Source organism: Streptomyces brasiliensis, from assembly GCF_014647875.1.
GTDB classification, from domain to species: domain Bacteria; phylum Actinomycetota; class Actinomycetes; order Streptomycetales; family Streptomycetaceae; genus Streptomyces; species Streptomyces brasiliensis.
The window spans coordinates 1-13432 of the sequence record NZ_BMQA01000120.1 but is presented as its reverse complement, the minus strand read 5'-3'; the positions used below and the strand labels follow the sequence as shown (position 1 = coordinate 13432).

Annotated in this window: 11 protein-coding genes and 2 pseudogenes; 4 read left to right on the top strand and 9 right to left on the bottom strand. The window is 69.0% G+C overall.

The window, feature by feature from the left end:
• Nucleotides 1-294 precede the first annotated feature (294 nt).
• Both IEZ19_RS47565 and IEZ19_RS47560 read right to left on the bottom strand, forming a co-directional pair.
• On the bottom strand, nt 295-618 hold the full coding sequence (locus tag IEZ19_RS47565; protein ID WP_189317602.1) for an AzlD domain-containing protein: 324 nt from the start codon (nt 616-618) through the stop codon (nt 295-297).
• Complete coding sequence (locus IEZ19_RS47560; RefSeq protein ID WP_229841664.1) at nt 618-1268, bottom strand: AzlC family ABC transporter permease; 651 nt, start codon at nt 1266-1268, stop codon at nt 618-620. The genes IEZ19_RS47565 and IEZ19_RS47560 overlap by 1 nt, the downstream gene beginning before the upstream one ends.
• 159 nt (nt 1269-1427) lie before the next feature.
• On the opposite strand from IEZ19_RS47560, the gene IEZ19_RS47555 reads away from it, so the two are divergent.
• On the top strand, nt 1428-1964 hold the full coding sequence (locus IEZ19_RS47555; RefSeq protein WP_229841663.1) for a helix-turn-helix domain-containing protein: 537 nt from the start codon (nt 1428-1430) through the stop codon (nt 1962-1964).
• 467 nt (nt 1965-2431) lie between these two features.
• Here IEZ19_RS47555 and IEZ19_RS47550 read toward each other — a convergent pair whose 3' ends face one another.
• Nucleotides 2432-3643 carry an MFS transporter gene (locus tag IEZ19_RS47550; protein ID WP_189317601.1) on the bottom strand — a complete coding sequence of 404 codons (1212 nt, stop codon included), beginning with the start codon at nt 3641-3643 and terminating at the stop codon, nt 2432-2434.
• 107 nt (nt 3644-3750) lie between these two features.
• Here IEZ19_RS47550 and IEZ19_RS47545 point away from each other — a divergent pair, with 107 nt between their 5' ends.
• Nucleotides 3751-4758 carry an ArsR/SmtB family transcription factor gene (locus IEZ19_RS47545; RefSeq protein ID WP_189317600.1) on the top strand — a complete coding sequence of 336 codons (1008 nt, stop codon included), beginning with the start codon at nt 3751-3753 and terminating at the stop codon, nt 4756-4758.
• Here IEZ19_RS47545 and IEZ19_RS47540 read toward each other — a convergent pair.
• A pseudogene (locus IEZ19_RS47540) lies at nt 4739-5077 on the bottom strand (questin oxidase family protein); the annotation flags it as partial. The gene IEZ19_RS47545 and the pseudogene IEZ19_RS47540 overlap by 20 nt on opposite strands.
• 580 nt (nt 5078-5657) lie before the next feature.
• Here IEZ19_RS47540 and IEZ19_RS47535 point away from each other — a divergent pair.
• Nucleotides 5658-7709 (top strand): galactosylceramidase, encoded by a 2052-nt coding sequence (locus IEZ19_RS47535; RefSeq protein WP_189317599.1) that lies wholly within the window; start codon nt 5658-5660, stop codon nt 7707-7709.
• Between the two features lie 825 nt (nt 7710-8534).
• Here the strand turns inward: IEZ19_RS47535 and IEZ19_RS52265 are convergent.
• Nucleotides 8535-8819: pseudogene (locus IEZ19_RS52265) on the bottom strand (DUF6207 family protein); the annotation flags it as partial.
• On the opposite strand from IEZ19_RS52265, the gene IEZ19_RS47530 reads away from it, so the two are divergent.
• Nucleotides 8818-9174 carry a hypothetical protein gene (locus IEZ19_RS47530; protein WP_189317598.1) on the top strand — a complete coding sequence of 119 codons (357 nt, stop codon included), beginning with the start codon at nt 8818-8820 and terminating at the stop codon, nt 9172-9174. The pseudogene IEZ19_RS52265 and the gene IEZ19_RS47530 overlap by 2 nt on opposite strands.
• Nucleotides 9175-9240: 66 nt before the next feature.
• Here the strand turns inward: IEZ19_RS47530 and IEZ19_RS47525 are convergent, their stop codons facing one another.
• The 4 genes from IEZ19_RS47525 to IEZ19_RS47510 form a co-directional block, all read right to left on the bottom strand.
• Complete coding sequence (locus tag IEZ19_RS47525; RefSeq protein ID WP_189317597.1) at nt 9241-9501, bottom strand: putative endonuclease domain-containing protein; 261 nt, start codon at nt 9499-9501, stop codon at nt 9241-9243.
• Between the two features lie 245 nt (nt 9502-9746).
• Nucleotides 9747-10280, bottom strand: a complete 534-nt coding sequence (locus IEZ19_RS47520) for a hypothetical protein (protein ID WP_229841661.1) — start codon at nt 10278-10280, stop codon at nt 9747-9749.
• A 325-nt stretch (nt 10281-10605) separates the two neighbouring features.
• Nucleotides 10606-11427, bottom strand: coding sequence for a YceI family protein (locus tag IEZ19_RS47515; protein ID WP_189317595.1), 822 nt, complete (start codon nt 11425-11427; stop codon nt 10606-10608).
• 180 nt (nt 11428-11607) lie between these two features.
• Nucleotides 11608-13432: MFS transporter (locus IEZ19_RS47510; RefSeq protein WP_189317594.1), on the bottom strand; the 1825-nt coding region annotated here is incomplete at its 5' end.

Here is a 13432-nt window from a genome sequence, read left to right as displayed (position 1 = left end):
GTGCCCGCCCACAATATCTGATCATTTCGGGGCGTCTCACCCGACGATGTCAGAGAGGGTCACTGAGTGCCAGTAGCACCGCGTAGTCGCCTGGTGATATGCCTGCCTTCTGGGGCTGTGTGGTCTGCAGACGGTGGAGTTCTGTCGTGGTGTCCATGGGGGAGTGCCCTACGGTGAGCTGTTTCGTCGTCGGGCGGGGGGCGTCGCTTCGGCGTTCAGTGGTGTGCTGTCGTGGCCGGGGTGGGGTCGGACGAACCGGATCCGATCGTTCTCGGGGTCGGGACGCGACACGGGCTAGGGCACGGACAGCAGACGCAGGACTGCCGTGACGGCCGCGGCGGCTGCCACGATCACGAGGAAGGGCACCTTGCGGTACGCCAGCACGCCGCCCACGAGTACCCCCATCGGCCGGGCGACACCGCCGATGTGGTGGCCGGTGGCCAGCGCGGAGGAAGCCACCAAGGCGCCCAGCAGCACGATGGCCGCCGTGTTCAGCAGGCGTTCGGCCTGCGGCGGGAAGGTTAGCCGGGAGCGCAGCACTGGTCCGGTGAAGCGAAAGAGGAACGTGCCGGCCGCCAGGGCCAGCAGGGCGACGAGCACCGCGGGCCGGTAGGGCATCAGACCGCCTTCTTTTTCTTCTCGGGGGCCGAGTTGAGGAAGACCGCGCACAGAGCCAGCAGCTCCGGCAGCCCGGACGGCAGGAAGGGTGTCGTGGCCAGCGTGATCGCCGCCCCGGTCAGCACGGCCCGGCGCATCCCGCGCTCGCGCAGGGCCGGCAGGATGAGCGCCAGGATCACCGCAGGGAACATCGAGTCCAGCCCGAAGGCATCGGTGTCGTGGATGACGTTTCCGGCCAGCCCCCCGAGGAGCGCCCCGGCAGGCCAGCAGATCAGCATGCCCACCCCGCAGATCCAGTAGGCGCTGCGCTGTCGTGGCACGTCCGGCTGGGCCAGGGCCAGCACCACGCTCTCGTCGTTCATGAGGTGCGAGGCCACGATCCGGCGCCACCCGGGCTGGATCACTCGGGGCGGCATCGCCAGCCCGTACGGCAGGTGCCTGGCGTTGACCAGCAGGCCGAGCAGGACTGCGGCTGCAGGGCTGCCGCCGGCCGCGATCATCCCGACGAACAGGAACTCTGACGATGCCGCGAGCACCAGTGCGGCGGCGAGGACCGGGAACCACAAGGGGAACCCCGAGGTGACGCAGACCGCGCCGTAGGAGATGCCGATGACGCCCACCGACAGGCAGGCCAGCGCTATTCCGCGCAATAAGTTCCGATCCAGGGTTCTCCATATCGATCGCATGTTGAATATAATGAACATGCGAAATCTGTCGGTCAACAACAACGGATGTCGATGCCACCCCAAGCGCCCCCGCCCCCGCCGTCCGACGGTGCTGTCCCGCCGGCTTCGGCCCCCGTCCCCCCGATGGAGACCATTGCCTTGGCGTTGGGCCGCGAGCGACGCCGTACCGGACTCTCGCTCAGCGAGGTAGCCCGCCGTGCTGGGCTGTCCAAGTCCACGCTTTCCCTGCTCGAGTCCGGCACCGGCAACCCCAGTCTGGAGACGCTGTGGTCAATCTGCGTCACGCTCGGCATCCCCTTCTCCAGGCTGCTTGACCTGCCTACGCCTCGGGTCCGGGTGGTCCGCGCCGGCCAGGGCCCGGCCGTGTCTGCCGAACACGCCGACTACCGGGCCACGTTGCTGGCGGCCGGCCCACCGGGTGCCCGCCGCGACATCTACACCATCACCGCCGAGCCCGGCAGCCAGCGCACGTCCAGCCCGCACCTGCCCGGTGTCATCGAGCATGTGGTGCTCAGCACTGGCCGTGCGCTCGTCGGCCTGGCCGATGACCCCATCGAACTCCATCCCGGCGACTACATCGCGTATCCGGCCGACGTGCCGCACATCTTCCGCGCGCTGGAACCCGGCACCACCGCCGTACTGGTCTCCGAGAACGTCTGACTGATCAACTGTCAAGAGCTGTGGGCCAGTTGCTCGGCCGACTTTTTTGGATGCTCGGTCTGCGGCTGTTGATCAGTAGAGGAAGGGGGGCCTGAGAAGTGCCGACGCGCCAATGACGGCACGGTCGGTGCCGTGGGTGCGCGATGGTGTGGGCCTATGTCGCTGCCCGCCGTCCGCAGATACGGATCGGGATCGAGGCGGGACGCGGGCCAGCCTCGCTCTCACTCAAGCCCGCGTCGCCGCCCAGAGTTGAACCTGCCACCACATCAGCAAAGGGGTCAGACTGACCACTTCACTACCCGAGGCTCGGCAGGGTCGTCGTTGTCAATCACCACATCGGCAGCCAGTTCAGGTTGGGCCGGCCGAGTTCAGCGGCGGTGCGGCCCGCTCCTGCCTCGATCTGCTCGTCCCGGGTGGCCAGGCTCGGATACTCCGGCGTCTCCACTCCCGCGGCGCTGCGAAGCTTGTCAGCGAGGCACTGGCCGGCGCTTGCGGGGCCGGCTGCATGCAGCGTTCTCGAAGCCGCCGCGTGCAGGCCAGGTCAGCACCGCCAACGCCCCTACCGTGAGCAGCCCTCCGACCAGGAACGTGCCGCGCACTCCGACCACGGGCAGCAGTGCACCGCCGATGAGCGCACCGGCGGCCAACCCCGCATTGAAAGAGGCCGAGTTGGCTGCGAGCGCGGTCTCGGTGCGGTCCGGCGCCACATGGAGCACCTGACGCTGCGCCGCCATGAACACGGGTCCGGCCGAGGCGCCCAGCAGCATGATCAGCACGACGTCGGCCACCTGGCTGTGCCCTGCCGCGTACAGGCCGAGCAGCGCCACCGCCTGGGCCGCGACCGGCACGATGAGCGTGGCGCGCGGGAAGCGGTCGAGGAGCGGCCCTGTCGCGGTGACCCCGGCCAGCCCCGCGCCGCCGAACGCGAACAGCACGGCACTCACCGCGTTCTCGCCGAACCCGCTCACGTCGTGGAGGAAGGCGGCGACATATGTGAATCCGGCGAAGGCACCCGCCGCCGACAGGGCGGTGGTGGCGAGGACGACGTAGAACCGCCGCCGGTCGGGTGCGACACCGTACGCGGAGTGGCTCTCCCGCGGGCGGGACGTCGGCAGGAGCACGCCGATGGTCGCGAGCGAGAGCAGCGCCAACGCACCGCACAGTGCGAAGGGCGTCCGCCACTCGGTGTGCCCGCCCAGCCACGTCCCGGCCGGAACCCCCGCCACCGTGGCCAGCGAACCCCCGACGGACAGCAGCCCGATGATCCGCCCCCGGCGCTCGGGCGGGAACAGACCGACCGCGACCGGACCCATCACCGCCCAGAACAGCGCCTGAGCCATAGCTGTCGCCAACCGGGCCACCAGCAGCAGTCCGTACGACACCCCGCCCAGCGCCGACACCCAGCTGGCGACGGCGAGCAGCCCCAGCAGCCCGGCGAGCAGATACCGGCGCGGCACGGACCGGGTGACATGGGCGAGCGGCAGCGAGACGACGGCCACGGCCAGGCCGTACCCCGTGACCAGCGCGCCCACGGCTACGAGCGGCACCCGCAGATCGGCCGCCATGAGGGAGAGCAGGCCGACGGGCAGGTTCTCGGTGGTGTTGAAGGTGAACGCCGCCAGCATCAGCGCCGCGACGACGGCGGCCCGGTGCCACGGAGCCGGACGTACGCTGCCCATCCATCCGCCTTTCCTACGTGGGAAGTCGGGGCAAGCGTGCGTGGCCCGAGGACGGTGCCTCTACTCTTTCGATCCAGGACGAATCGCTGCTCACGACGGAGGTCGCCATGCCGTTCACCCTGCATCTGGGCACAGACGACCTGACCCGCTGCCGGTTCGCGATCTCGCCGCTGTGCCAGACTCACGAGGCGCTCCGTATGCTCCGCCGACCGGCCCGGCACGGCTACCACCGGAGCTGGCTGCGCCGCATCCGGCACACGGTCGCCGGCCTCCGCCTGTCACCGCTGTGGCTGTTCATCCCGTCCGCTGGCGGCTACACCCCGGACTTTCTCGGTGCGCCGCCGCAGGAGCCCTACCCCTCCATCGAGGATGAGCTGGCGCGGATGCGCGCCACCGATCCTGCCCTGGCCCACGCGGAGATGACCCGCTCGCTGGCCTGCACCCCCGGACTCGCCGAATCGCCCCAGGGGCGCGCCGCACTCGACGACCCCGCCGTCACCGTCCAGCGTCTCGCCGACGTCACCGAGCGGGCCTGGCAGGCCCTGCTCGCGCCGGACTGGCCGCGTCACCGCGCCGTGCTGGAGGCAGACATCGCTCACCGCTCGCGCCAGTCTGCGGACGGCGGGCTCGACGCACTGCTCACCGGCCTGCACCCCGGCATCGACTTCACGGACCACACCCTCGTCCTGCGCATGTACGACGAGCCGGCCGACGCCCAACGCGCTGACGGCCGGGGCGTGCTGCTCATGCCGAGCGTGTTCGTGTGGCCCGACGTGGTGAGCGGCTTCGCCCGCCCCTGGCAGCCGACGGTTATCTACCCCGCCCGAGGTATGGGCCGCCTCCACGCCGCCCCGGCACCACCCCCGCCGGAGGCGCTCGCCCGGCTGATGGGCCACCAGCGCGCCGCAGTTCTCGCCGGCCTGACTGCCCCCGCCTCGACCACGGACCTGGCCCGCCGCCACGGCCTGGCGCCGTCGACCGTGTCGGCCCATCTGTCAGTGCTGCGCGAGGCTGGTCTGCTGGTGTCCCGACGCCAGGGCTACTACGTGCTGTACGGGCGCACGGCCCTGGGAGACGCCCTGGCGGACGGCGAGTTCAGAGCAGAGGCTGGCTGATCTCGACCGCGCACAGCGCGGCGGCGGGGGCGGGGGCGCGTTCGTCACCGACGTCCAGTGCGGTGTCGGTGAGCTTGATGACGTGCTCGTCGCCGTGACAGAAGGCCCGCTCCAGGTCCTCTTCCGGCGTGAACAGGGCGCCAGGCGTGTAGACGACCGGCTCTGCGGGGGCATACATCGCGATGACCGCCGCGGACGCGGTCCACGCCGCGTGCAGGCTCAGCACTCACAGCTCGCGCGGCAGCGAATCCAGAGTCCGCGGCACCGCATTGGGCGCGGTGGCCGCAGGCACGAGTATGGTCTCCTCGCCGTGGCCGTGGCCTGGCATGTGCCGGCCACACACAAACGTGGTCCAGAAATGCCTGACCAGGCCTTTCCGAAGTCCCCCAGGGCCAGGTGACCTGCTGGACCTCGTGGATGCGCTGGAGCCTGATTGCCTCCTGGCCGCCGCGGTCCTGACCGTCACGCGCGCCCGCGCCACCCGCCCCGCAGGCATCGATCTTGTCCTGGCCAGCCCGCGCGAACTCCTGGCCGTCCTCCGCGCCACCGTTATCCCGACGCCCCGCCGCGACCGACCACGTCCTGCACGGGTCCGCCTGGCGCCGCCGCCATCAACAGCGCGCCATTGCCTGCCACCGGCACTGGAACAACGTCACCGCGGAGGCGACCGCATGACCGGACGGCCGAGATCACGACTGGCAACTGCCATGTATTAACCGACTCTTGACTATTGCTCAGCCCAGTGGCTAACCTGCCTGCGTTCGTGATACCGACCGCCTGTCGAAATTTCGAACAGGCTCGTCTCTGCCGTGTCGATCGGAGAGAGGTACAGCGTGCACCTTGCGTGGCTTTGGACAGGCAAGTCTGTAGGGCGGGTCGCGGCGGTGATCCTCACCATCGTGAGCATCGTGCTGGTGACCCCTGCGGTGACGCCGGCGCATGGCGAAGGCCAGGCCGGGCAGGCGATCAGCGTCGACGGCAACGGCACGGGCCGGGTCTTCGACGGCGTCGGCGCGATCAGTGGGGGAGGAGGAACGTCGCGACTGCTGGTCGACTACCCCGAACCAGAGCGCAATCGGATCCTCGATTACCTGTTCAAGCCCGGATACGGTGCGTCGCTGCAGATACTCAAGGTCGAGATCGGTAGCGATACGAACTCGAGCAACGGCGCCGAGCCGAGCCACGAGCGGGCCCGCGGGCAGGTCGACTGCACCGCGGGTTATGAATGGTGGCTCATGGAGCAGGCCAAGAAGCGCAATCCCGCGATCAAGTTCTACGGCCTGGAATGGGGGGCCCCGGGCTGGTTCGATGGGGGCTTCTGGTCCCAGGACAACATCACCTACCTGCTTAACTGGCTGGGCTGCGCCAGCCAGCACGGCCTAACGATCGGCTACCTCGGCGGCTGGAACGAGAAGGGCTGGGACAAGACCTGGTACGAGAACCTGAGGGCCGCGCTCGACCAGCACGGCTACCAGGACGTGCAGCTGGTCGCCGCCGACAACGGCGGCTGGAATGTGGCGACCGACATGGTCAACGACCCCGCGTTCGACGCGGCGGTCGACGTGGTTGGCATCCATTACCCCTGCTCACAGACGCACTGCTCGAGCTCCGCGGACGCCCTGTCGCTGGACAAGCCGCTGTTCGCGAGCGAAGACGGCTGGAAGAACTACCTCACCGGCGCCGCCGATGTCGCTGCCGAGATCAACCACGCGTACATCGATTCGCGCATGACGGCCTATATCAACTGGCCCGCCGCCTACGCCTGGTACCCGACGGTCCAGTTCCAGGACAGCGGGCTGCTCAAAGCGAATGAGCCGTGGTCCGGCTACTACGATCTCGGGCCCACCCTGTGGGTGCTGGCGCAGACCGCGCAGTTCACCCGGCCGGGATGGCGGTACATAGACTCCGCCACCGGCCACCTCGACGGCGGCGGGACGTATGTCACTCGCCAGTCGCCGTCCGCCGGTGACACGGCGCGATCGACCACGGCGGGACGCGACTACACCACGGTGTTCGAGACAACGGCCGCAACCGAGCCCCAAACCGTGCACGTTACCGTCGGCGGCGGGCTGTCCACGGACACGCTGCACCTCTGGTCGACTCAACCCGATTCCGCTGACCCGTCGACATGGTTCGCTCAAGGCGATGACGTACAGCCCGCCGAGGACGGCTCATATACGATCACGCTGCAGCCAGACCGGGTCTACACGCTGACCACCATGCAGGGCGGCAAGGGAGCCGCAAGCTCTCCACCCCCGGCCACCTTGACGCTTCCCTTCAGGGACTCCTTCGACGGCTACCAGAAGGGCAGCACCCCCCGGTACTTCTCCGACATGGAAGGTGCCTTCGAGATCGCCCCGTGCGGTCATGCCGTCGACGGGACCGGTGTGCACGCCGGCAAGTGCCTGCAGCAGGTCATCACCCAGCAGCCCACCAAGTGGACACGGGTACCTTCGCCGGTGACGCTTGTCGGCGACGCGTCGTGGACCGATTACCAGGTCAGCACGAAGTTCTTGCTGCAGCAACCGGGAACAGTCTCGCTGCTCGGCCGGGTCGTCAACGAGCTCAGCTCCGCAAACAAACCGCACGTCAACATCTGGATGGGCTACTACCTCAACATCTCCGACACCGGCGCGTGGTCCCTCCAAGATGTGCAGGGCTGCCCAACGACCCAGTGCAGCCCGGGAAGTAACAAGACAGTGACCATCGCGCAAGGAAACGCGGCCGCCATGGGCACCAGCCAATGGCACCAGATGGCCCTTCGCTTCAACGGCGACACCATCACGGTGATCATCGACGGCGTTCCCGCGGCTACCGTCACCGACCCCACCTACGACCACGGCCAGGTTGGCCTGATGCTCGACGGTGAACAAGCGTGCGCCGCACCCCCCGATTGCCCAAGCTCGTACATCACCGCGCAGTTTGACGATTTCGCAGTCACGCCGTCCTGATACTCCAGCCGAACTTCTGTATGTGTCCTGGCCAACGGCTTGGTAGCGTTGGCCGTGGACGCTCCCCGCTGGCACTCGAAATACTCGCGCGGTCCGCACAGCATGCACCGCCCCAGTGCGATCCCGTGCAGCTCGCACAACTCGCGGCGCTTGCGCTCGGGCAGGGCCTCCAGAGCCGGGTGGGGGGCGCTCGAGGCGGGCGGGGTCGGCGGCCGGGTTAGGACTCCTCCCCATCGTCGATCCAGCGCGGCGAGATCTGATCGAAGCGCTCGGGCGTGGTGCAGTACGGCTGGCCGACCGGACTGAACACCAGAGCCGGATGACCGTCGGAGACCAGGGCTCGACGCGCGCATACATACGCCGGTCGGTCAGGTCGCACCCGGTGACGCGGGTGGGGTGACCGGACTGCTTCACTCCGTCCAGGGCGGCCAGCAGCATGTCGACGTTGTCCATCAGCTTGTAGCTGTCGGACAGCAGCGCGCGAGCCACGCCCTCGGCGGGCGGCATGCCGGGGCCGTTGTCGCCCCGGAACGCGCGGAGCATGAAACGGCGCTCCGGCTCCTGGCGCACCCACGCGTTGACGTGCTCGACCAGCAGCGGGGACGTTCTCGGTGCGCATGCGGCGCAGGTGGGCGAGCGGGATGCGGAGCTGGTCCGAGATCCCCTCGTCGGCCACGGCGGTGGGCCGGTAGACGGCGTCGACCTCCGTCACACCGTAGCCCGATCAGATCGCCTACCACCTGGCCTACGCGCCGCTCGGCACCACCATCGAGCACCTGGTCCGTGTCGCAGGGATGCGGTGGCCTCCTCGAGGACCTGCCGCATATCGGTGTACATCCGCAGCCGCACCCCGGGCTGGCCGGGATCTCGGGTGGTGCGCTCGGCGGTCGCGGTCCCCCAGGTTCGGGCGATCGCGGCCTGGAAAGCGAGGACGGTGTCATCGTCGAAGCCCGCCACGTCGATGACGAGCAGGCCGGGTTCGGACAGGTGTGCTTCTCGGATCTGGTCCACGTCTGTCAGTACGTGTTCGTGCCCGGCCGGGGTCGGTTCAGGCTGGGGATTCACCCGACCGGGCGAGTTGTCAGTCGTGACGTCTACCGTCCCTTGCATGACTTCGCCGAACTCCCCCCAGGGTGTGTGGGTGTTGGAGGCCACCATCCAGACAGCGCCGGCCGCCGATTCTCAATGGCAGGAGCAACTCGACAGGCTCCGCCAAATCGCCTCGTACGACCTGGAGACGCAGACGTGGCATGCCCGCCTCGGCGCGCTCGACCTCGCGGGCGTGGAGATGCTGCAGGCCCTCTTCGACGCCGCGCGCGTCCACGGCACCGAGGTGTGCCTTACGCCCGTGGCGGTCCCGGCGTACTGGGACGGTCCCGTCTTCACGCGGGGCCCGGACGTGGCTGCTCTGCTGGAGGCGCAGGCCGACCGCGGCCGACCGCTCGGTCAGTTGCCTTTGGCCTGAGGAGCCCGGCGGGTATCGGACTGGGCGCTTGCCCATGCACAGGATCCTGCGCCGACTCCGAGAGCGTCAGCTGCTCACTCTGAAGCGGCAGAACATGTCTGGGAGGAACTGCCGCAGAAGGGACTGGGCGGCATCTAGACGCTTGAGCTCGTCGTGGCCGAAGCGGAACACCTCGTATCCCCGGAGCTTGAGATCTCGGTCAGCGGCGACCATGTCCGCGTACTTGCCTGTATCCGGAGTACGGCCGCGGTCGCGGGTGTAGTGCTGTGATCCGTCGACCTCCAGGACGACGCGCTGTCCGTGAGGCAGCAGCAGAAGGAAATCCATGCGGGAGCGCAGCAACGCCTCAGGGCCGCGTTCTTGAACGGTCCTGTGGTCCCAGTGCAGCCACACTTCGGGCAGGAGAGCCGGATCGCCGGGGGAGGGCCCGAGGATCTGATGGTAGGCAATGAAGAGGTTCTTCTGGCCTTCCGAGTTGTTCGGCAGGCTCTTGAGGAGTCGTTGGTATAGGTCCCCCTGGCCTCGGTCTGGTGTCGGCGCGCGGCCCCTGGGCGGTGCAGGGTGACCGGGGGTTAGTCGATGTTGGTGTCCGTCTCCGGGGCCTTTCGGGCGTTGTTCCTGAGGTTGGCGAAGGGCAGAGCTCCTCCGTGGAGTTCTTTGAACTCGTCGATCAGGTCCTGCTCAGCCTCACCTGCGTCGTCCTCGGTCATCGGCCGCCAGGCGACGAGCAGTGCGTCCGAGTCGACCAGCTGCCAGATGTAGCGACCGCCCCAATGGCCAGCCAGCAGACCGGTGCCGTGGCGGCGGTAGTCGGCAAGCCGCTGATTCAATCCGTCCTGGCCCGCGGCCTTGCCGATGTACACGACCGTTGCCCCGTCCACCCAGGCATCGCCGAGATTGTCGGCCGTCACGGACGGGTCGCGGCCTTTGAGGTGTCCGGCAGGGCTGGTGGGGAGGAACGACGGGGGCGAGGTGTCCGTGCGGATCACCACGTAGATTCCGTGCCCGGTGGGGACGTTGCTGTCGGGCAGTTCACGGAACGGCACGAAGCCGCGGAAGCCGCGTTCGGTCAGGGTCTTCTGCGTCAGCTCTGCTGTCGGGCTCATGCCAGGCATCGTGCCAGGCGCATCTGACAGTCCTCGGTCGGAGAGTGCGGAGATCACAGTCACGGAGGAGGTAGTTCTCTGCATCGACACCGCCGACCGTGTGGTGGAGACGGACAGGTGGCCCTGGTCGACGTCGTTACCGGATCCGCGGCATCATCTCGGTCAGGCCCCGTCCTCGTCAGGAGCGTCGGCGAAGATCGGGTGCAGCGGCACCCCTACTGCTATGCGCGCCTGCCTGAACTCCTCGTCTGCTGACCCCTTCAGCATCCACGCACGGGACGAGCTCACCCGCCCCCACACACCAATCAGGCTGACCCTGCCGTGCCTACGACTGCGGAAGGGAGTCCCCCTGGACGGCCTGGATGTCCAGCTCCACCTTCAGGGTGGTGCCGATGGCGGCGATGCCGGCCTGGAGGACCTGGTTGTAGTTCATGGCGAAGTCCTCGCGGCGCAGTTCCGTGGTCGCGCGGAACGCGGCCCGGGTGCCGCCCCAGGGGTCGGGGCCGGTGCCGAGGTAGGCGAGGGCGAGGTCGACCGGGCGGACGATGCCGTGCATGGTCAGCTCGCCGCTGACCGTCCAGCGGTCCGAGCCGGCGATGGTCAGACCGGTGGATCGGTAGGTGATCTCCGGGTACCGCTCGGCGTCCAGGAAGTCCGGGGACTTGAGGTGGCCGTCGCGCATGCCGTTGCCCGTGTCGATGGAGGCGGCGTGGATGACCGCCTCCACACGGGACTTGGTGACCTCGTCCGGGGCGATCTCGATGGTGCCCGAGAAGTCCGTGAACCGGCCGTGCACGCTGGAGATGCCCAGGTGCTGGGCGACCGCGGCGACCGAGGAGTGCGCCGGGTCGATGGTCCAGGGCCCGGGCGGGGGCAGTTCGGTGCCGCCCTGGCGGGCCAGTGTCACGCTGCCGATCTCGGCCCGCCTGCTGGCGGTGACGATCGCGCTGGAGGCGGCGGGCGCGTAGCCGACCGCGGTGACGATGACCGTGTAAGCCCCCGGTGCCAGCTCGGTGGTGTCCCGTACGGCGCCCTCGTGGTCGGCCTCGGCGCGCAGTACCTGCGTGCCCGTCATGTCGGTCACCGTGACGACCGCGTGCGACACGGCCCATCCGTCCCGGGTACGGATCCTCGCGGTCAGTCCCATCCCGTTTTCCCTTTCCATTGCTCGTTCGCCCGCGGGGCGCCCGGCCGGTGTCGAGAGACCGACCGTGCTCGCCCCTTCGGCTCACTCGCGTGCAAAGCCTTACAAATTGGTCGTAAGAAGCCGGCCCGTGGTGGGGCGCACCTCCGCTCGGAGCACGCCCCGCCACGGGCCGGATTCGGATTACTCGCCGGGGTGGGCGAGTTCGATGTCGTGGTCGTCGACACCGCGGCCGGTGACGGTCAGGGCCGTCGCCACCGGCGGGTAGCCCGTCGCGATGACGGTGTAGTCACCGCTGTTGAGGTCGGTGAAGGCGTACGCCCCGTCCGTGCCGGTGGTGGACGTACCGACCACGTTGCCCGCCGCGTCCACCAGGGTCACGCGGGCGTCCGCGAGGGGCCCGTGCGGGGCACGGACGACACCCTGGAGCTGCGCGCCGGAGTCGAGGTCGATCTCGACCCGGGTGACCCCGGTGCCGCCCACCTCGACCGGCAGCGCCCGCGGGCGGTACCCGGTGGCGTTCACCGCGACGGTCACCGCACCCGGCACCAGCTCGGCGAAGGAAAACTCGCCCTGCTCACCGGTGGTGGCGGTGGCCAGCAGGTCGCCGCGCACATCGGTGACGATCACCATGGCGTCCTTCACCGGCAGCCCGTTCTCCACGGCCCGCACCACACCGGTCAGCCCGCTGGTGCCACTGAGCAGGATGTCGTACGCCACCGGCTCACCGTTCACGACGATCGTGGACGCCTGCGGCTGGAAGCCGTCGGCGGAGGCGATCAGGACGTAGGAACCGGCACCCGGCGCGTCCACCGCGTAGGCACCGTCGGCCTGCGAGACCGACCGGCCCAGCTGCCGTCCCCCGAGGGAGATCAGCGTGACCGCGGCCTGCGGCACCGGCGCGCTCTCGGCGCCCCGGACGAAGCCGCGCACCGGGACCCCGCCGCCGGCACCGGCGGCCGGCTCGCTCGGAGCCACCGTGGCGACGGCCGCGAGCTTCTGCGTGGCCGAGCCCTCGGGACGGGCCTCGGTGGTCGCCACCGCCCAGCTCGGGACCTTCTCCTCGACGGGGCCGGGAACCTCGGCGGCGGCCGCGGCCGGCGCCTCAGCCTGCTCCGACTCGGGCGACGCGGCCTGCGCCAGACCGCCCTTGGTCTTCAACGGGACCTCCTTGATGAACAGCGTGATCAGGAAGGCGAGGAACGCCATGCCGGCCGCGATCAGGAAGACGTCCGCGATGCCGTGACCGTAGGCGCTCTCCATGACCGTGCGCAGCGGCGCGGGCAGCTTGTTCATGTCCGGGATGGAGCCGCCGGAGCCCGAGCCGGAGGCGAGGTGCGCGTACTTGGGGCCGAGGTCGGCGAGGCCGTCCTTGACGTAGTGGGTGATCCGGTTGGCCATCACCGCGCCGAGCGCGGAGACGCCGATCGCACCGCCCAGGGAGCGGAAGAAGGTGACCGTGGAGCTGGCAGAACCGAGGTCGCTCGGGGCCACCTGGTTCTGCGTGCACAGCACCAGGTTCTGCATCATCATGCCTATGCCGAGACCCAGCAGCGCCATGAAGATGGCCATCTTCCAGTAGGCCGTGTCGTAGCGGATGGTGCCCAGCAGGCCCAGGCCGGCCGTCACCAGGACGCCGCCGCTGACCAGCCAGGCCTTCCACTTGCCGGTCCGGGTGATGATCTGGCCGGAGACGGTGGAGGAGACGAACAGACCGCCGATCATCGGGATCGTCAGGATGCCGGACATCGTCGGGGACTTGTCCCGGGCCAGCTGGAAGTACTGGGCGAAGAAGACGGTGCCGGTGAACATCGCGATGCCCACGAAGAGCGAGGCGAGCGACGACAGGGTGATGGTGCGGTTGCGGAACAGGCGCAGCGGGATGATCGGCTGGCTGGCCTTGGACTCGACGAGTAGGAAGAGCAGACCGAGGACGATCGAACCGCCGACCATCGTGTACGTCTGCCACGACACCCAGTCGTACTTGTCACCGGCGAAGGTGACCCAG

Bases quoted from the DNA above. Each gene is read 5' to 3' on its own strand.
- IEZ19_RS47565 (WP_189317602.1), bottom strand. From the start codon at position 618: ATGCCCTACCGGCCCGCGGTGCTCGTCGCCCTGCTGGCCCTGGCGGCC.
- IEZ19_RS47555 (WP_229841663.1), top strand. From the start codon at position 1,428: ATGGAGACCATTGCCTTGGCGTTGGGCCGCGAGCGACGCCGTACCGGA.
- IEZ19_RS47550 (WP_189317601.1), bottom strand. From the start codon at position 3,643: ATGGGCAGCGTACGTCCGGCTCCGTGGCACCGGGCCGCCGTCGTCGCG.
- IEZ19_RS47545 (WP_189317600.1), top strand. From the start codon at position 3,751: ATGCCGTTCACCCTGCATCTGGGCACAGACGACCTGACCCGCTGCCGG.
- IEZ19_RS47530 (WP_189317598.1), top strand. From the start codon at position 8,818: ATGACTTCGCCGAACTCCCCCCAGGGTGTGTGGGTGTTGGAGGCCACC.
- IEZ19_RS47525 (WP_189317597.1), bottom strand. From the start codon at position 9,501: ATGGATTTCCTTCTGCTGCTGCCTCACGGACAGCGCGTCGTCCTGGAG.
- IEZ19_RS47520 (WP_229841661.1), bottom strand. From the start codon at position 10,280: ATGAGCCCGACAGCAGAGCTGACGCAGAAGACCCTGACCGAACGCGGC.
- IEZ19_RS47515 (WP_189317595.1), bottom strand. From the start codon at position 11,427: ATGGGACTGACCGCGAGGATCCGTACCCGGGACGGATGGGCCGTGTCG.